The following is a 17,703-nucleotide window of genomic DNA, read 5'->3' as shown; positions in this document are numbered from 1 at the left end:
GGCACGAGCGGCGCGACCCCGATCACCTGCGGAAACGCCGGTCTGCTGTTCCAGATGTGGGCCGACGGTGTGTTCGACGGCGGCCCCGGCAAGGGTAACCCGAATCGCCACTCACGACCACCCGGACCCACCGTTCCCTTCCCGGCTTGGACGACCTGGACCGTCGAGATCACCCGAAGCTACCTTCAACCGACATGGAGCGGTGCGATGACAAGGAGTCCGTTGATGCTGCCCGGTCTCGTCCCGCGGAACGCGGTGCGCCGCCGCGACGACCGTGACCACACGGACCGGATCGCGGTGTCGGCGGCGACCACCGCCGGGGCGCACATGCGTACCGAGGACGTCCGTTCCTGGATCGCTGAACGCCGTGAGGCCAACGCCTTCCACGTCGAACGCATCCCGTTCGCGGACATGGACCAATGGTGGTTCGAGGCGGCCACGGGAAATCTCGTGCACCGCAGCGGCCGGTTCTTCGCCATCGAAGGCCTGCACGTGGTCGAGCACGACGGCCCGCACGGTGACGGCCCTTATCGCGAATGGCAGCAGCCGGTCATCAAACAGCCCGAAGTGGGCATCCTCGGCATCCTGGCGAAGGAGTTCGACGGCGTCCTGCATTTCCTGATGCAGGCCAAAATGGAGCCGGGGAATCCCAATCTGATCCAGCTTTCGCCGACCGTGCAGGCCACCCGCAGCAACTACACCAAGGCGCACGGCGGCACGAACGTCAAGATGATCGAGTACTTCGCCCCGCCCGACCCCGAACACGTCCTCGTCGACGTTCTCCAGGCGGAGCAGGGTTCCTGGTTCTTCCGCAAGTCCAATCGCAACATGATCGTCGAGACCGTCGACGACGTGCCCGCGCTGGGCGACTTCTGCTGGCTCACCCTCGGCCAGATCGCCGAGCTGATGCACGAATCCGAGATGATCAACATGAACGCCCGGAGCGTGCTGTCGTGCCTGCCCTACCGTGACACGGCTCCCGGCGCGTCGTTCTCCGACGTCCAGCTCCTGTCGTGGTTCACGAACGAACGTTCACGGCACGACGTGCGGGCACACCGCATCCCGCTCAAGGACGTGGGCGGCTGGAAGCAGGGCGTCGAAGCGATCGAGCACGAGGACGGCCGGTTCTTCAACGTCCGCGCGGTGGCGGTGAAGGGCAGCAACCGCGAGAAGATCAGCTGGACCCAGCCGTTGCTCGAATCCGTCGGTGAAGGGATCGTGGCGTTCCTGCGGCGTGAGATCGGCGGGGTGCCGCATGTCCTGGTGCACGCCCGCGCCGACGCCGGGTTCCTGGACACGGTCGAGCTGGCGCCGACGGTCCAGCGCACGCCGCTCAACTACGCGCATCTGCCGGCGGAGAACCGCCCGCCGTTCCTCGACTTCGTCCAGGACGCTCCCCGGTCGCGGATCCGGTACGAGGCGGTCCATTCCGAAGAGGGTGGCCGGTTCCTCAACGCCAGGGCGCGCTATCTCGTGGTCGACGCCGACGACACGGTCGACCCGCCGCCCGGTTTCGCCTGGGTCACCCCGGCGCAGCTCACCACGCTCACCCGGCACGGGCATTACGTCAGTGTCGAGGCCCGCACGCTGCTCGCCTGCCTCAACGCCGCGGCGGCCCGGCCGCGCGCGGAGGCCGTCCTCGATTCCTCCACAGCTCACGGAAAGGTTCGCGCATGACCACGCGTGTTTGGGACTATCTGGCCGAGTACAAGGCCGAGCGGGACGACCTGCTGAACGCGGTCGAGACCGTCTTCGAGTCAGGGCAGCTCGTGCTCGGCGCGAGCCTGCGCGGATTCGAGGCGGAGTTCGCCGCGTACCATGGGGTGGGGGATTGCGTCGGTCTCGACAACGGGACGAACGCGATCAAGCTCGGCCTGCAGGCGCTGGGGGTCGGGCCGGGTGACGAGGTCATCACGGTGTCGAACACCGCCGCCCCGACCGTGGTCGCCATCGACGGCACGGGCGCCACCCCGGTGTTCGTCGACGTCCGCGAGGACGACTTCCTGATGGACACCGACCAGGTCGAAGCCGCGATCACCGAGCGCACCAAATGCCTGCTGCCCGTTCACCTGTACGGGCAGTGCGTGAACCTGGCCCCGCTGAAGGCGCTCGCGGCCAAGTACGGACTGTCCCTTTTGGAGGACTGCGCGCAGGCGCACGGGGCGAGGCAGAACGGCGTCGTCGCGGGCGCGACCGGTGACGTGGCCGCGTTCTCGTTCTACCCCACCAAGGTGCTCGGCGCGTACGGCGACGGCGGCGCGGCCATCACGTCGGAAGAGTCCGTAGCGGCGAAGCTGCGCCGTCTGCGCTACTACGGCATGGAAGAGCGTTACTACACCGTCGAGACGCCTGCCCACAACAGCAGGTTGGACGAGGTCCAGGCCGAGATCCTGCGCCGCAAGCTCAAGCGGCTCGACGCCTACACCGAAGCGCGCCGGGCCGTCGCCCAGCGCTACGTCGAGGGCCTCGGCGACACCGGACTGAAGCTGCCGCAAACCGTCGAGGGCAACGAGCACGTGTACTACGTGTACGTGGTGCGCCACCCGCGTCGCGACGAAATCCTCGAACGCCTCAAGGCCTACGACATCCACCTGAACATCAGCTACCCGTGGCCGGTGCACACCATGACCGGGTTCGCCCACCTCGGCTACGGGACGGGTTCGCTGCCGGTCACCGAAAAGCTGGCGGGCGAGATCTTCTCGCTGCCGATGTACCCCGCGCTTTCTCCCGACCTGCAGGACAAGGTCGTCCACGCGGTCCGCGAAGTGCTGTCCACTCTCTGACCGACCACGCCGATCACAGGAGCAAGCTGTGCAAGCACGCAAACTCGCCGTCGAAGGCGCGATCGAGTTCACTCCTCGCGTCTTCCCCGACGACCGGGGCATGTTCCTCTCGCCGTACCAGGAAGAGGCCTTCGTCGAGGCTCACGGCGCCCCGCTGTTCCGGGTGGCGCAGACGAACCACAGCGTGTCCAAGCGCGGTGTCATGCGGGGCGTCCACTACACCGTGACGCCGCCGGGCGTCGCGAAGTACGTCTACTGCGCGCGCGGCAAGGCCTTGGACATCGTGGTCGACATCCGCGTCGGCTCGCCCACGTTCGGCAAGACCGACGTCGTCCTGATGGACCAGGAGACGCACCGGACGATGTACTTCCCGGTCGGGCTCGGGCACGCGTTCGTGGCGCTCGAAGACGACACCGTCATGTCGTACATGATCTCCGGAACCTACGTGCCGCAGAACGAGCTCGCGCTTTCGGTGCTGGATCCGGCGCTGGAACTGTCCTTGGACATCGGGGTCGAACCGATCCTGTCCGAACGGGACCGGGTGGCGATCACCCTCGCCGAGGCGAAGGAACGGGGTCTTCTGCCGGATTACGCCACCAGCCGGGAACTCGAACGACGGCTGACCGAAGCCCCGGTCACGGCCTGACATGCTCGAAGAGAGGAACGGAGACAACGAAGATCCCGTCGCCGCCCTGCGTGGTGCCGGGGTCGTCGTCACCGGCGCCGGCCGGGGCATCGGGGCCGCGCTGGCGCGGAGATTCGCCGAAGCGGGCGCGCGGGTCGTGGTCAACGACAGGCACCCCGAACGAGCCGACGCCGTCGCCGCCGAGATCGGCGGGTTTTCGCTGCCCGGAAACGCTTCGGACCGGCTGGTGCCCGCCGCCCGCGAGCTGCTGGGCGGAGCGGTCGACGTCTACTGCGCCAACGCCGGCGTCCTCCGGACCGGAGGCCCCGAAGCCCCCGACGACGACTGGGCGGCGTCGTGGGACGTCAACGTCATGGCGCATGTGCACGCCGCCCGTGACCTGCTGTCCGAATGGCTGGAACGCGGCCGGGGCCGGTTCGTTTCGGTGGCCTCGTCGGCGGCTCTGCTCACCCTGATCGGATCCGCGCCGTACGCGGTCTCCAAACACGCGTCGCTCGCGTTCGCCGAATGGCTGTCGGTGACGTACCGGCACCTCGGCGTCCACGTGCACGCGATCTGCCCCCGCGCCGTGCGCACCGAAGCGTACGAAGCGGAGCTCGAATCCGCCGAACTCCAGCTGCTTTCGACCGCCATCGGTCCCGAGAAGGTGGCGGACGCCTTGTTCGAGAGCATCGCGGCGGACCGGTTCCTGGTCCTCCCGCATCCCGAGGTCGCCGACCACGCGGCCCAGCGCGTCACCGACCGCGAACGCTGGCTCAGTGACATCAACCGGATGCAGACCAGCACCTCGCGCTGACGGATCGCCATCACGGGACCAGAACCGGCTTCGCCGTCCGTGATGGCGATTTTTCTTGCGCGATAAAGGTTTCCGGCCTTGGACGCGTTGACCGCCGTGATCGGCGAAGCCTAATTTCGAAATGTTCGCACCAGTTTCGCGAAAGGTGAGATCCATGCGCGCCGCGCCGTTCAAGCAGCTGCTTCGAAGCAAGCTCAGAACTTGGGGGTGGATGTACCGATGACTGCCATCGTCGAACCCGCCGAAGAACTCTCCGTTTTCACCGGTCTGACCGAGATCACCAGGTTCGCCGGAGTGGGCACCGCGGTTTCCGCGTCGTCCTATTCGCAGTCCGAACTCCTCGAAATCCTCGACGTCGAGGATCCGAAGATCCGGTCGGTCTTCCTCAACAGCGCCATCGACCGGCGCTTCCTCACCCTTCCGCCGGAGAGCCCGGGCGGCGGCCGCGTGTCCGAACCGCAGGGTGACCTCCTCGACAAGCACAAGAAGATCGCCGTCGACATGGGATGCCGGGCGCTGGAGGCCTGCCTGAAGTCGGCGGGCGCGACGCTTTCGGACCTGCGTCACCTGTGCTGTGTCACGTCGACCGGGTTCCTGACCCCCGGTCTCAGCGCGCTGGTCATCCGCGAGATGGGCATCGACCCGCACTGCAGCCGCTCCGACATCGTGGGCATGGGCTGCAACGCCGGTCTCAACGCGCTCAACGTCGTCGCGGGCTGGTCCGCGGCGCATCCGGGCGAACTCGGCGTCGTCCTGTGCAGCGAGGCGTGCTCCGCCGCCTACGCCCTCGACGGCACCATGCGGACCGCGGTGGTCAACAGCCTGTTCGGCGACGGATCCGCGGCACTGGCCGTCATCTCCGGCGACGGGCGCGTGCCGGGCCCGCGAGTGCTGAAGTTCGCCAGCTACATCATCACCGACGCGGTCGAGGCCATGCGGTACGACTGGGACCGTGACCAGGACCGGTTCAGTTTCTTCCTCGACCCGCAGATTCCCTACGTCGTCGGCGCGCACGCCGAGATCGTCATCGACCGGCTGCTGTCCGGGACCGGCCTGCGCCGCAGCGACATCGGCCACTGGCTGGTGCACTCCGGCGGGAAGAAGGTGATCGACGCCGTCGTCGTCAACCTCGGCCTGAGCCGGTACGACGTCCGCCACACCACCGGTGTGCTGCGCGACTACGGAAACCTGTCCAGCGGCTCCTTCCTCTTCTCCTACGAGCGGCTCGCCGACGAGAACGTCGCCGGCCCCGGGGATTACGGCGTGCTCATGACCATGGGGCCCGGCTCCACTATCGAAATGGCGCTGATTCAATGGTGACGCGTGACGAAATCAAGGGCGACCTGGTACTGCGTTTCGACGGTTCCCGGCCGCTGACGATCGCGGCGGTCGAGGAGATCGACGCCCTCTGCGATCGTGCCGAGGACCGGCGTGAACCGGGACCGGTCACCGTCCACGTCACGGGCGCTCCGCCCGACGGCTGGGCGAAGGGGCTGACCGTCGGCCTGGTGTCCAAATGGGAGCGGGTCGTCCGCCGGTTCGAACGGCTCGGCAGGCTCACCGTCGCGGTGGCGGCGGGCGAATGCGCCGGAATGGCGCTGGACCTCCTGCTTGCCGCCGACGTCCGGATCGCCGAACCCGGCACCCGGCTGCGCCTTTCCAGCGCGGGCGGCGGCACCTGGCCGGGTATGACCGTGTACCGCCTCACCAAACAGGCGGGCGCGGCGGGCATCCGGCGGGCCGTGCTGCTGGGGACCCCGATCGAGACCGAGCGCGCGCTCGCCCTCGACCTGATCGACGAAGTGTCCGAAGATCCGGCGAAGACGGTGGCGGAGCTCGCCGTTGTCGCGGACGGCGCCGAGACGGCCATCCGCCGTCAGCTGATCTTCGAAGCGGGGTCGACCACCTTCGAGGAGGCGCTCGGTTCCCACCTGGCGGCGGCCGACCGGGCCTTGCGGCGGGAAGCCAAGCCATGACCGCTCTTTCGCCAGGGCTCGGCTTCCGGGCCCTGGCGGAGGAGGCGCACCGGGTCGACGACGAGATCCGCGCGCTGCGCACGGCCTTCGTCGAGGCGCACGCCGAGGAGATCTACGACGAGCTCACCGACGGCCGCACGCGGTACCTGCGGATCGACGAGCTCGTCTGCGCCGCGGCTCGCGCGTATCCCGGCCTGGTGCCTTCGGAAGAGCAGATGGCGGCCGAGCGCTCCCTGCCCCAAGCGGAAAAGGAGGGGCGCGAGATCGACCAGGGGATCTTCCTGCGCGGGATCCTGCGCGCGCCGAAAGCCGGTCCGCATCTGCTCGACGCCATGCTCCGGCCCACCGACAGGGCGCTGAAGCTGCTGCCCGGGTTCGTCGAGACCGGCGTCGTGGAGATGGAGGCCGTCCGGCTGGAACGCCGTGACGGCGTCGCGCACCTGACCCTGTGCCGGGACGACTGCCTGAACGCCGAGGACAGCCGGCAGGTCGACGACATGGAGACCGCCGTCGATCTCACGTTGCTGGACCCGTCCGTCCGAAGTGGACTGCTACGGGGCGGGGTGATGAGCCATCCCCGGTATCTGGGACGCCGGGTTTTCTGCGCCGGGATCAACCTGAAGAAACTCAGCTCCGGGGACATCCCGCTCGTCGATTTCCTGCTGCGACGGGAGATCGGCTACATCCAGAAGATCTTCCGCGGTCTGCTCACGGAGGGTTCGTGGCATTCGCGGCTGACGGACAAGCCGTGGATGGCGGCTGTCGACTCCTTCGCGATCGGCGGCGGGACCCAGCTCCTCCTGGTCTTCGACCACGTGCTGGCGGCCTCGGACGCGTACCTCAGCCTGCCCGCGGCCAAGGAGGGGATCATCCCCGGCGCGTCGAACTTCCGGTTGTCCCGGATCGCCGGGCCACGGGTGGCGCGTCAGGTGATTCTCGGCGGCCGCCGCCTCAAGGCCGGGGAGCCGGACGCCCGGTCCATCGTCGACGAGGTCGTCCCGCCGGAGGAGATGGACGCGGCGATCGACAGCGCGCTGGCCCGCCTCGACGGGGAAGCCGTGGTCGCCAACCGGCGGATGCTGAACATGGCCGAGGAACCGCCAGAGGAGTTCCGCCGGTACATCGCCGAATTCGCGCTGCAGCAGGCATTGCGCATCTACGGCGCGGACGTCATCGGCAAGGTGGACGGTTTCGCGGTGGGTGCCCGATGAGCGAAACCGGGGTGCGATACGAAAAGAAGGACCACGTCGCCCACGTGACGATGGACCGGCCCGACGTGCTGAACGCGATGGACCGGCGGATGCACACGGAGCTCGCCGGGATCTGGGACGACGTCGAGGCCGACGACGACATCCGGGTGGTGGTCCTGACCGGGGCCGGGGATCGCGCCTTCTCCGTCGGACAGGATCTCAAGGAACGCGCGCGGCTGACCGAGGACGGGGTGGAAGCCTCGACGTTCGGCAGCGCCGGTCAGCCGGGGCATCCTCGGCTGACCGACCGGTTCACGCTGTCGAAGCCGGTGGTCGCCCGCGTCCACGGCTACGCGCTGGGCGGCGGTTTCGAGCTGATGCTGGCGTGCGACATCGCGATCGCTTCCGAGGACGCGGTTTTCGCGCTGCCGGAAGTCCGGCTCGGACTGATCGCCGGTGCCGGGGGAGTGTTCCGGCTGCCGAGGCAGCTTCCGCACAAAGTGGCGATGGGCCATCTGCTGACCGGGCGCAGAATGGACGCGGCGACCGCGCTCCGCTACGGGCTGGTGAACGAAGTCGTGCCGGTGGCCGATTTGGATCGGTGTGTCGCGGAATGGACGGACAGCCTCGTGCGGGCCGCCCCGCTTTCGGTCCGCGCGATCAAGGAGGCCGCGCTGCGGTCGCTGGATCTCCCGCTGGAACAGGCTTTCACCACCTCGTATCCGTGGGAAGAACGCCGCCGGCGGAGCGCGGACGCGGCCGAAGGCGCCCGGGCTTTCGCCGAGAAACGCGATCCGATTTGGACCGGCCGATAGAATCTCCGATCGGCTGCGGAAACCGGGTTGGACGGCGCTTTTTCCGTTGTTTTGCGTGCCGGATGGTGGGAGATTTCGAGGTGGGAGAAATCACCGAAAAATCTTCTCGCGATGCCGGGCTTTTCCGAGCTTGCATCATCGTCCACCCGAGACCGCCGGCCGGGCCGGGGAAATCCCGGCTTTCCCAGTGCCCGGTGCCGGCAGAAATCCTGGATATCCGTGATGACAACCATCGCCGCCGTCGATCTCGACAACCAGCGCATCGACCGCCTGGTCCCGTTGGTCACCCCCGCCCTGCTGCACCACGAACTCCCGCTCAGCGCCACCGCCGCCGACACGGTCCGACAGGGGCGGGAAACCGTCGTCCGTGTCCTCGACGGCACGGACGACCGGCTGCTCGTGATCGCGGGCCCGTGCTCCATCCACGATCCCGCCGCGGCACTCGAATACGCCGACCGGCTCGCCGCCCTCGCCGGCCGGTTCGCCAACGACCTGCTGATCGTCATGCGGGTCTATTTCGAAAAGCCGCGGACGGTCGGCGGCTGGAAAGGGCTCATCAACGATCCGCACCTCGACGGCACCGGCGACGTCAACCGCGGGCTGCGGATCGCCAGGGACCTGCTCCTCGAACTCGCCGAAGGCGGCCTGCCCGCCGCGTGCGAATGGCTGGACACCACCATCCCGGCGTACCTCGCCGACACCGTCTCCTGGGGCGCGATCGGCGCCAGGACCGTCGAAAGCCAGAACCACCGCATGCTGGCCAGCGGCCTGTCGATGCCCGTCGGCTTCAAGAACCGGCGCGACGGCGATGTCGCCGTCGCGGTCGACGCGATCCGCGCGGCCGAGGCACGCCACGTCGTCCCGGGCGTCGACCCCAGCGGCATGCCCGCGATCCTGCACACCGCCGGCAATCCCGACTGTCACGTGGTGCTGCGCGGGGGGAACAGCGCGCCCAACCACAACCCGGCGTCCGTCCGCGCGACGCTCACCGCCCTGCAGAACGCCGGTCTGCCCCGTCGCGTCGTGATCGACGCCAGCCACGACAACAGCCGCAAGGACCACACGCGGCAGGCCGTCGTCGCCGAACAGATCGCCGAGCAGGTCCGGAACGGTCAGCGCGGCATCGTCGGCGTCATGCTCGAATCCAACCTCCAGGCGGGCCGTCAGGACCTCCACCCCGACCGGCCGCTCACCTACGGGCAGTCGATCACGGACGCCTGCATCGACATCGCCGCCACGCAGGAGGTTCTCGAGAACCTCGCCAAGGCGACCGCCGCCCGCCGGACCGCCGCGAAGTGAGCGTCGCGTTCGGGTGAGATGAGCGATCACGCGTGATCAGACGGCGAACTCGCGTGATCAGAGACGGGACTCGCGTGATCAGGCGACGTTCACCGTGTTCGCCTTCTGATCACGCGAGTCCCGTTCCTGATCACGCGAGTCGCGCCGATCGGATCGCGTCGGCGCAGCCCATCGCCGCGTTCGGCGCGGTTTCGCCGTGGGCGCGCCGGAGATGCGCCTCGCCCCAGACCCTGACTTCCTCGACCACGGGCAGGACCGTGGTCCCGTACGGAGTGAGCCGATAGATCACACGCGCCGGGACCGGCCCGGTCACCACGCGTTCGACGAGTCCGTCGGCTTCGAGCTCCCGCAGTTGCTCGGCCAGCACCTTGGGCGTGATCGGCGCGCCACGGCGGCGAAGGCCGGCGAAATGGGATTCGCCGTGGGCGAGCCAGTACAGCAGCGTCAGTTTCCATTTCCCGCCGATCGCGGCGAACGCCGCGGCCATCGGACAGCCGGGCAACGGGTTGGGGCGCGGGAGGTTACCTGCAGGTGCCTTCTTGTCCATGGCCGTTCTCCGCTCCGATAGTCGAACCATGACCGTGCCATACAGACGAATCCTGACAGCGGGCCTTTCGGCCCTCCTGCTGATCGCGACGGCGGCGTCGGGCGACGCGTCGACGCCTCCCGCCGCCGACGGCCAGCGAGACTTCGATTGGGAGATCGGCTCCTGGCGCTCGACCGTGCGGGTCCTCGCCGAGCCGCTTTCGGAGTCCGCTGACCAGTGGCTCCGGTTCGCGGGGACCAGCACCGTGCGCCCGCTCGTGGACCGCCGCGCGAACGCCCTCGAATTCCAGGTCTCCGGGCCGGACGGCCGCATCGACGCACTCAACCTGCGGTTGTACGAACCGCAGGCGCGGCGGTGGAGCCTGACCTTCGTCAACATGCGCGACGGGCTGCTCACCCCGGCGGTGTACGGCGGCTTCCGGGACGGCGTCGGCGAGTTCCGAGGCGACGACCGGCTGGGTGACCGTCCGATCAAGGTGCGGTTCCTGATCTTCCGGCCCGGTCCGGACGAGGCGCGGTTCGAGCAGGCGTTCTCGGCCGACGGCGGAACGACGTGGGAGACGAACTGGGTCGCCGTGGACCACCGGATCCGGAGGTGACCTGAACCGGTGGCCTGAGTCAGCGGCCTGAGTCAGTGGCCGAACGGGTCCGGGACGGTGCCGGGCAGCCAGGTGTGTCCCGGCCCGGTCCAGCCGTTCCGCTTGAGCATCCGCTTCGCGCCTCGCGTGTGCCTGCCGACGAGGCGTTCCAGGTAGAGCACGCCCGCCAGGTGATCGGTCTCGTGCTGCAGGCAGCGCGCGAAGTATCCGGTGCCCTCGACGGTGATCGGCGCACCGTGCTCGTCGAGGCCGTCCACGGCGGCCCAGCGCGCGCGGCCGGTGGGGAAGACCTCGCCGGGAACGGAGAGGCAGCCTTCGAGGTCGTCGTCAGGATGGGGCATGGTCCCGGGGATTTCGGACGTCCGCAGGACCGGGTTGACGACGTGCCCCCGGTGGCGCGTTCCGGTGCTGTCCGGGCAGTCGTAGATGAAGACGCTCCGGGGATCCCCGATCTGATTGGCCGCCAGTCCGGCTCCGTTGGCGGCGGCGTTGGTCTCGTACAGGTCCTCGATGAGGCGGACGAGGTCGTCGTCGAATTCGGTGACAGGGACCGCCGCCGTGGCCAGTGGCTGCTCACCGCGGATGAGGATGGGGCGGATGGTCATGCGCACGAGAGTACTCAAAAGCGAGTACTCGTGTTGTACTAGTGCGGTGAACCCGACCAGACTGTTCATCCTCGGCGCCCTGGCCAAACGCGGGCCCATGCACGGCCATCAACTCCGTCGCGAGGCGCGGATGGATCGCACCGATCTGTGGTCGCAGGTCAAACCGGGTTCGCTCTACGGGGCGTTGCACCGGCTCGAAGGCGAAAAGCTGATCGAGCCCGTCCGGACCGAGCAACTCGGCGCGCTGCCCGCGCGAACGGTGTACTCGATCACCGCCGAAGGGCACCGTGAGCTGCGCGCCTTGCGGGACGAGGCCTTCGCCGAAGTGGTCCTCAAACCCGATCCGGTGGACCTCGCGCTGGTCGTCAGCGGAGATCTCGATCGCGAGATGCTGCGCGGCTATCTCGAAGACCGCCTCGCGGCGCTGACGGCCCAGGCGACCCAATTCGGTCACCTGGGCGAACGGCGGTGGCCCGATCAGTCCGTCGCCGACGACCTCGTCCTGGAACACGCCCGCCTCCGGATCGAAGCCGAGCTGAACTGGCACGAGCTGGTGCTCGCCCGGTTGGACAAGCTGTCCGAGGTGGACGAGGCCTGACTGCCCGTTAGGCGTGCGCGATGGTGTCGAGCAGGGCCAGTTCGTCGTCGCCGAGCCGGATGCCGCCCGCCGCGACGTTCTCCTCCAGGTGCTTGGGGTCGCCGGTCCCGGGAATGGCGAGAACGTGCGCGCCCCGGTGCAGCGTCCAGGCGAGCCGGATCTGGGCGGGGGTCGCGTCGTGCGCCGCGGCGACCTTCGCGATCTCGGCCTCGCCCGGAACGCTGTCGGGTGCGGCGGCGCCGGGAAGCGAGGTCGTCACGGCGAAGAAGGGCACGAACGCGATGCCGTGTTCGGCGCACAGGTCGACCAGGGCGTCGTCCTCCCGGTCGGCCAGACCGTAGCGGTTCTGCACGCAAACCACCGGGGCGATCGTCCTCGCTTCGAGCAGCTGCTCCGGCACGATGTTGGAGATGCCGAGGTGACGGATCAAGCCCGCTTCGCGCAGGTCCGCGAGCGCGCCGAAGTGTTCGGCCACCGAACCGGGTTCCTTGCCCATCCCGGCGCCCCAGCGCAGGTTGACGACGTCGAGGTGGTCGAGCCCGAGCTGCCGGATGTTCTCCTCGACCTGGCCGCGTAGCTGGTCAGGGCGCGCGTGGAAGAACTCGCCGTCGCGGTTTCGGCCCGCGCCGACCTTCGTGGTGATCACCAGGTCATCGGGGTACGGCTGGAGAGCGGTGCTGATCAGCTCGTTCGCCGAGCGCGTGGGCGTGAAATAGAACGAAGCGGTGTCGAGGTGGTCGACGCCGAGCTCGATCGCGCGGCGCAGGACGGCGATCGCGTCCTCGCGGCTCTTGGGCTTCTCGTCCCAGGGCATCCCGGTCAACCGCATCGCGCCGAGGCCGAGGCGGTTGACCGTGAGGTCACCGAGCCGCCAGGTGCTGTCGTGAGTGTTCGTCATGGACACCAGCGTCGCCACGGGCCCGCCCGAAGTCAGGAAATGGCAATAAGCTGCCACGTGGTCGCGAACCGCGAGGGTGGGGCAGTATCGATGGCATGCGGACGAGCGACGGTCTCACCAGGGCGGGCGACGCGGTCACGGTCGTGCGCGGCGAAGAGGAGCTGTTCCACCGGGTCGGGCACCTGTTCTCGACCGTGACCGACCTGGCCTGCGCCGCCAACGACCTCGCGACCTGGGTGGCCGATCGCCGGTCGGACGAACTCGCCGCGGCCGCCGAACGCCGCGCGGGCGACGTGCGGATCCGCAAGATCTACCGGGCCGGGCTGCTGCTCGACTCGATGTCCGCGCAGGAGCTGGCGAAGACCCGAGACCGGTTCGGCGCGCAGATCCGCATCTCCACCGAAGACCTCAACGAAACGATCATCATGGACGGCAGGCTCGTGATCCTGGCCGGTGACCTCACCGCCGGTCAGCGCGGCTACAGCGTCATCACCCAGCCCGAAACCGTGCAAGGCGTGATTTCGCTGTTCGAATCGGCCTGGCGGTCCGCGACCGACCTCGCCGTCTTCGACGCGCAGGTCACCGAGATCCGCCGGCTCGCGCCCGCGGTGCTGGACCTGCTCGGCAGCGGCGTCAAGGACGAAGCCGCCGCCCGGACCCTCGGCCTCGGCGTGCGGACCTACCGGCGCCGGGTGGCCGAGCTGATGGCCGCGCTCGGCGCCGAGTCCCGTTTCCAGGCGGGCGTCCGGGCGCGCGAACTCGGTCTGGTCTAGGAACCCGCGCCCGGGTGCCGGGAAAGCGAATTCAGCGGGCGCGGTCGAAGACCATGCCGCGCAGGGCGTAGAACCGCTCGAAGTCCTCGTCGTCGACATACGCGTCCTGCTGGCCGTGCGGGCCGGTCCCCGACGGGTTGTGCATCACCAGCCCCGACTCGGTCACGGCGGTGACCAGCACCAGATGCCCGCCCCGCCTGGGCGGGTCGCACTTCGGCTCCCTGATCGACTTGTGCACCGACGCCATCACCACCTGCCCTTGCGCGACAAGGCTCCGCAGCTCGGACAGGCCGAGATCGACCCGCACCTCGCCGTGGAGGCCGAACCGGTCCGCGACCCAGCCGAGGAAAGGCGCGTAGATCAGGCCGTGCACGCCGTTCTCGTGCCGCACGTACCCGCCGAACCGCTCGCATTCCTTGGCCAGATCGACGCTCCGCGGAACCTCTTGTCCCCGATGGGCCAGCATCATCCGCAGGCATGCCATCCCGCAGGCGCGCCACGACCAGAATTCGTACTCCTGTGCGGAAACCGCGCCGGAATCCGCCCAGCGCGGATCGTCGGCGGCGGACATCGCGCCGGTGACGATCGCCGCGACGAGTTCGGGGGATTCCCATTGCGAGAAATACGGAATGGGCATGCGCGCAGTCTTCCACACGGGAACCGGCGACCTGCCCCGAGGCCCGCGCCTACAGGCCGCCGACCGTCGTTTCGATCCACGGGCGGACCTCCGGCGACGTCAGGTCCACATAGATCGACGGACTCGCGCCACAGTGGATCCCCGTGCCCCGGCTGTCGCTGCCGATCAGGTTCCAGACGCCGTCGACCTTCGTGATCTGCGGGCCACCGGAGTCGCCGTAGCAGTCGCCGCCGTCGTTCGGGTTGTCGGTGCAGATCTCGTGATCCGCGTTGATCTTGTAGCAACTGCCGTCCGGGAGGATCGAGGTGTCGAACTCGTTGTTGTGGACGGACATCGGGCCACAGCCGGGAAGGTCGCAGGTCTGTCCCCAGCCGAGCAACCGGGTGGCGGTGCCCACGGTGGCGGCCTCCGGGCCGGGGATCTTGATCGGGGCGTAGGGCACGGATTCGGCCAGTCGCAGCAGCTTCACGTCGACGAAGCGGTGGGGAACGTCCTCGACGACGCTCACGCTCTTGGCCTTGGTCCGGTCGTTGTTCCCTATCCGCACCGATTTCACCGCCGGGTTGCAGTGCTTGGCCGTGATGACCCAGTTGGGTTTGATCAGCGAGCCGGTGCAGCCGTCGACGATGTAGACCGCGAAAGGATAGGCCTCGGTGGCTTTGCGGCCGCCGACGATCGAAGTGATCGGACCTTCGTCGCCGGTCGACGCGATGGCCGCCGTCGGGGCGAAACCGGAAACCGCTGTCGCCGCCGTGACAAAGAAAATCGCCAGCAAGGATCTGACCTTCAAGGTGACTCCGTTCAGGGGTGCAGGAGATGTGCGAATAAGGACAAGGGAAAGCGTATGGGCGGAATCGGCCCGTGAATTGAGGCATTCGGCCGAATTGTTTCGGGGTTCTCTTCGCGGTTAAGGGAAGGCGCCGAAAAACGCAAGCCCGTCCAATTCGGTTCGACGCCGCGAAACGAAGGCCGGGGGCGCGCAGTCGGTGGGGTAACCCGGTCGAGTGGACCTTGGTTACTGAAAGTAGTCGATGTTCGCGGCCTTGACCTGCGACAAGGGAGGAATCGGTCGCCGGTCCGCCGTGACCTGGCCGCGCCGCCGGGTGCCGTCGGCATCCGCCGGTCCGAGGGTGCCGAGGAGGTAAGATCTTCCGGTCGACGTCGGGGAACCTGATCGCCACCGGGTGCGTCGATGTACACGAACGGCGGCATCGCCGTTTCGGGAAACGGCGCGCACGGGTGGGCGTGAGCTCATAGGGTGCGCGGTACAGCGGTGTGGGCAGGCAAAGTGCGGGCGCAGGTGCCGGGACTGGGAGGGATCATCCATGACTCGCCGATTCGATCCGGAGCAGATCGCGTCGTTGGCCAAGAAGGTCGGCGGGCTCAAGGAGGGCTTCAGCGGGACGAGCAAGGACCTGGGTGACGGCGACCCCGGCGCCGCGTTCGGCGACCTGAAGAACGCCGCCGGCACGGGCAAGACGATGAAGGGGTTCCACCAGGGCGTGAACGCGCACCTGGACGCCGCCTCGAAGCTCGTCGACGCCGCGTCCATCGCGCTGTCCAACGCCGCCCAGCGCATGCGGAACGACGAGGCCGCGGGTGTGCACACCCTCCGTGGCGGCGACCGCGAGCGGGACTGAGAAGACGGGAACCAGGGGGATTAACCGATGACCACCGCGGAGCGGAATCCGGGCACGCTCGACGACCCGTCGCACGACCGTCCGAAGTCTCTGGACGCCATCGACAAGCACGCCCAGCAGACGCAGAAGCTCGACTCGGGCGCGGTCAACGACCAGGCTCGGAAGGTCGGCGGAGCCGCGACCAGGGCCAACGACCTCGGAGACGACCTCAAGGTCTTCCGCGACGACGTCCTGCGCCACTGGGAGGGCAAGGACGCCGACGCCGTCGCCGACCATCTCGAGAAGCTCGGCAAGGCCAGCTACAAGGTCAGCGACAAGGCCGAGGCGGCCAAGAACATCCTCCAGCGCGTGTCCGAGATCCTGGACGACGTCAAGAAGAAGGTCGCGCAGCTCGCCCAGGAGGCCAACGACAAGGACGCGGACAACCGCGCGCTGATCGACTCGGCCCGCCGCCGCAAGAACAGCTCCAAAGACGACAACGAGATCGCCATCGCCGCGTCCGACATCGAGCGGCTCCGGCAGCTCAACGAGAAGGACTCGAACGGCAAGAAGGACGAGATCGAGAAGGCGCTGGACGACGCCGAGAAGCAGATCGACGACCTGCTCAAGCCGCTCGGCCTGGAGATCGAGGGCGGTTTCCTGGAGCTGGTGCCCGCCGACACCGGCCAGACCACCGCGTCGAGCGTCCACGCCACCCCGGTCAACCACGTGCCCAGCCACGGCGGCGGGGACGGCGGTGGTGGAGGCGGCGGCCACGGTGGCGGTGGTGGAGGCGGCGGCGTCGCCGGGGTCCAGGGTGACGGACGGCCCGCCAAGCCGATCGACGCGCGCGGCGACAACCCGGCCAAGATCGCCGAGAAGTTCCTCGGCCGCAACGCCGGCGACCTCAAGGGCAGCGGTGAACTCCCCGCCATGCAGTCGTGGGTGCCCAACAACGTCAACTGCGCGAACTTCGTCTCCGGCTGCCTGGAGGCGTCCGGCCTGATCGACAAGGGCCAGGCCAGCGCCTCGGTCGCGGGCCTGACGGCGAACCTCCAGGCGGACGGCTGGAAAGAGGTACCGCTTTCCCAGGCGAAGCCCGGCGACGTGGTGATCTCGAACAACGGCGGGCACGTCGTGCTGTACGCGGGCGACGGCCAGTTCATCGGCTCGAACAACATCAACCCCGACGGTTCGCAGAAGATCAGCATGGGCGGCGGTGGCGGCCTCGTGAAGATCCTCACCCCGCCGACCTGATCCGACAGCACGCCGTAGCAGTACCGGGCAAGCCGACGCGGCGTCGTCGCTGCCCCGCCAGTGGGAGGTAGCTTGATGTACACCCGATCGTTCCCGGTGTCGCTGAACCCCGGCGACCCGGTCCGGGAAGCGGTATTCCGGGCCGCCACCGCCCGGCTCGACGAGGAGTTCGGCGATCAGGTCCAGGTGGCCGTGGAGCAGTTCGACCGGCTCGGGCCCTGGGTGTTCCTGCAGGGGACGATGCGCGGCACCCAGGCCGGGCGGCCGTACTACGCCGGCACCATCTACGAGAACAAGCGCGCCGACGGCGTCATGTCCGACGTCTACGTCGCCCTGCTCAAGAAGACCAGCGAGACGACCGTCGACGACGATCCGCGGTCGTGGCGCTTGGCGCGCTACGCCATCGGCCCGACCGACGTCGCGTGGCTGACCTGGCCGGACGAGCACGAGGTGCCGCAGGCGCTGTTCGGCTTCTGATCCGGTCCTTCGCGAGTCGAGAGCGGCGCCTTCGGGCGCCGCTCTCTTCGTGTGCGGGGGTGGAGGGGTGGCGATGAGTGGTGGGCCGGGTTGGTCGTGAGTGGCGATCATCGACTTCCTGGCGTCGAAGTTCGGGCGGTACCCGGTGGACGCGGCGGGCGGCATCTTCCTCGCCGAGCCGATCGGGTT

General features: G+C 68.5%; 20 protein-coding genes. 15 read left to right on the top strand and 5 right to left on the bottom strand.

The window, feature by feature from the left end; all coding sequences use genetic code 11:
• Window positions 1-225 precede the first annotated feature (225 nt).
• From AB0N89_RS39415 to AB0N89_RS39375, 9 genes are all read left to right on the top strand, one after another.
• On the top strand, window positions 226-1,677 hold the full coding sequence (locus tag AB0N89_RS39415; RefSeq protein WP_364216303.1) for an NDP-hexose 2,3-dehydratase family protein: 1,452 nt from the start codon (window positions 226-228) through the stop codon (window positions 1,675-1,677).
• The gene (locus AB0N89_RS39410; RefSeq protein ID WP_364216300.1) at window positions 1,674-2,783 is read left to right on the top strand and encodes a DegT/DnrJ/EryC1/StrS family aminotransferase; all 1,110 of its coding nucleotides are present in this window, start codon (window positions 1,674-1,676) and stop codon (window positions 2,781-2,783) included. Before AB0N89_RS39415 ends, AB0N89_RS39410 begins: the two co-directional genes overlap by 4 nt.
• 28 nt (window positions 2,784-2,811) lie before the next feature.
• A complete protein-coding gene (locus AB0N89_RS39405; protein WP_364216297.1) occupies window positions 2,812-3,429 on the top strand; it encodes a dTDP-4-dehydrorhamnose 3,5-epimerase family protein in 618 nt (205 codons plus the stop codon).
• A gap of 1 nt (window position 3,430) precedes the next feature.
• On the top strand, window positions 3,431-4,225 hold the full coding sequence (locus tag AB0N89_RS39400; RefSeq protein ID WP_364216294.1) for an SDR family oxidoreductase: 795 nt from the start codon (window positions 3,431-3,433) through the stop codon (window positions 4,223-4,225).
• 219 nt (window positions 4,226-4,444) lie between these two features.
• Window positions 4,445-5,545, top strand: a complete 1,101-nt coding sequence (gene dpgA / locus AB0N89_RS39395) for a 3,5-dihydroxyphenylacetyl-CoA synthase DpgA (protein WP_364216291.1) — start codon at window positions 4,445-4,447, stop codon at window positions 5,543-5,545.
• Window positions 5,539-6,201, top strand: coding sequence for an enoyl-CoA-hydratase DpgB (gene dpgB / locus AB0N89_RS39390; protein ID WP_364216288.1), 663 nt, complete (start codon window positions 5,539-5,541; stop codon window positions 6,199-6,201). Before dpgA ends, dpgB begins: the two co-directional genes overlap by 7 nt.
• A complete protein-coding gene (gene dpgC, locus AB0N89_RS39385; RefSeq protein WP_364216285.1) occupies window positions 6,198-7,412 on the top strand; it encodes a (3,5-dihydroxyphenyl)acetyl-CoA 1,2-dioxygenase DpgC in 1,215 nt (404 codons plus the stop codon). Before dpgB ends, dpgC begins: the two co-directional genes overlap by 4 nt.
• Window positions 7,409-8,206 (top strand): enoyl-CoA-hydratase DpgD, encoded by a 798-nt coding sequence (gene dpgD / locus AB0N89_RS39380; protein WP_364216282.1) that lies wholly within the window; start codon window positions 7,409-7,411, stop codon window positions 8,204-8,206. The genes dpgC and dpgD overlap by 4 nt, the downstream gene beginning before the upstream one ends.
• 222 nt (window positions 8,207-8,428) lie before the next feature.
• Window positions 8,429-9,505 carry a 3-deoxy-7-phosphoheptulonate synthase gene (locus AB0N89_RS39375; protein WP_364216279.1) on the top strand — a complete coding sequence of 359 codons (1,077 nt, stop codon included), beginning with the start codon at window positions 8,429-8,431 and terminating at the stop codon, window positions 9,503-9,505.
• A gap of 130 nt (window positions 9,506-9,635) precedes the next feature.
• Here the strand turns inward: AB0N89_RS39375 and AB0N89_RS39370 are convergent, their stop codons facing one another.
• Window positions 9,636-10,052 (bottom strand): helix-turn-helix domain-containing protein, encoded by a 417-nt coding sequence (locus AB0N89_RS39370; RefSeq protein ID WP_364216277.1) that lies wholly within the window; start codon window positions 10,050-10,052, stop codon window positions 9,636-9,638.
• Window positions 10,053-10,080: 28 nt separating this feature from the next.
• On the opposite strand from AB0N89_RS39370, the gene AB0N89_RS39365 reads away from it, so the two are divergent.
• A complete protein-coding gene (locus tag AB0N89_RS39365) occupies window positions 10,081-10,650 on the top strand; it encodes a hypothetical protein (protein WP_364216274.1) in 570 nt (189 codons plus the stop codon).
• A gap of 32 nt (window positions 10,651-10,682) precedes the next feature.
• On the opposite strand, the gene AB0N89_RS39360 is transcribed toward AB0N89_RS39365, so the two are convergent.
• Window positions 10,683-11,255 (bottom strand): peptide deformylase, encoded by a 573-nt coding sequence (locus tag AB0N89_RS39360; protein WP_364216271.1) that lies wholly within the window; start codon window positions 11,253-11,255, stop codon window positions 10,683-10,685.
• 46 nt (window positions 11,256-11,301) lie between these two features.
• Between AB0N89_RS39360 and AB0N89_RS39355 the strand changes: the two genes are divergently transcribed.
• Window positions 11,302-11,853 carry a PadR family transcriptional regulator gene (locus AB0N89_RS39355; RefSeq protein ID WP_364216268.1) on the top strand — a complete coding sequence of 184 codons (552 nt, stop codon included), beginning with the start codon at window positions 11,302-11,304 and terminating at the stop codon, window positions 11,851-11,853.
• Between the two features lie 7 nt (window positions 11,854-11,860).
• Here AB0N89_RS39355 and AB0N89_RS39350 read toward each other — a convergent pair whose 3' ends face one another.
• A complete protein-coding gene (locus AB0N89_RS39350; RefSeq protein WP_364216265.1) occupies window positions 11,861-12,751 on the bottom strand; it encodes an oxidoreductase in 891 nt (296 codons plus the stop codon).
• 95 nt (window positions 12,752-12,846) lie between these two features.
• On the opposite strand from AB0N89_RS39350, the gene AB0N89_RS39345 reads away from it, so the two are divergent.
• On the top strand, window positions 12,847-13,524 hold the full coding sequence (locus AB0N89_RS39345) for a DNA-binding response regulator (protein WP_364216262.1): 678 nt from the start codon (window positions 12,847-12,849) through the stop codon (window positions 13,522-13,524).
• A gap of 31 nt (window positions 13,525-13,555) precedes the next feature.
• Here the strand turns inward: AB0N89_RS39345 and AB0N89_RS39340 are convergent, their stop codons facing one another.
• Both AB0N89_RS39340 and AB0N89_RS39335 read right to left on the bottom strand, forming a co-directional pair.
• Complete coding sequence (locus AB0N89_RS39340) at window positions 13,556-14,161, bottom strand: C39 family peptidase (RefSeq protein WP_364216259.1); 606 nt, start codon at window positions 14,159-14,161, stop codon at window positions 13,556-13,558.
• A 49-nt stretch (window positions 14,162-14,210) separates the two neighbouring features.
• Complete coding sequence (locus AB0N89_RS39335) at window positions 14,211-14,951, bottom strand: trypsin-like serine protease (protein WP_364216256.1); 741 nt, start codon at window positions 14,949-14,951, stop codon at window positions 14,211-14,213.
• A 535-nt stretch (window positions 14,952-15,486) separates the two neighbouring features.
• On the opposite strand from AB0N89_RS39335, the gene AB0N89_RS39330 reads away from it, so the two are divergent.
• From AB0N89_RS39330 to AB0N89_RS39320, 3 genes are all read left to right on the top strand, one after another.
• Window positions 15,487-15,801 carry a hypothetical protein gene (locus AB0N89_RS39330; RefSeq protein ID WP_364216253.1) on the top strand — a complete coding sequence of 105 codons (315 nt, stop codon included), beginning with the start codon at window positions 15,487-15,489 and terminating at the stop codon, window positions 15,799-15,801.
• Window positions 15,802-15,828: 27 nt separating this feature from the next.
• Window positions 15,829-17,037: a peptidoglycan-binding protein gene (locus AB0N89_RS39325; protein WP_364216250.1), complete on the top strand. Its 1,209-nt coding sequence runs from the start codon at window positions 15,829-15,831 to the stop codon at window positions 17,035-17,037.
• Window positions 17,038-17,112: 75 nt separating this feature from the next.
• Window positions 17,113-17,514 carry a hypothetical protein gene (locus AB0N89_RS39320; RefSeq protein ID WP_364216247.1) on the top strand — a complete coding sequence of 134 codons (402 nt, stop codon included), beginning with the start codon at window positions 17,113-17,115 and terminating at the stop codon, window positions 17,512-17,514.
• Window positions 17,515-17,703: the final 189 nt, after the last annotated feature.

The organism is Amycolatopsis sp. NPDC089917 (genome assembly GCF_040684635.1).
GTDB lineage: Bacteria > Actinomycetota > Actinomycetes > Mycobacteriales > Pseudonocardiaceae > Amycolatopsis.
This window is presented reverse-complemented; position numbering and strand designations above follow the sequence as displayed.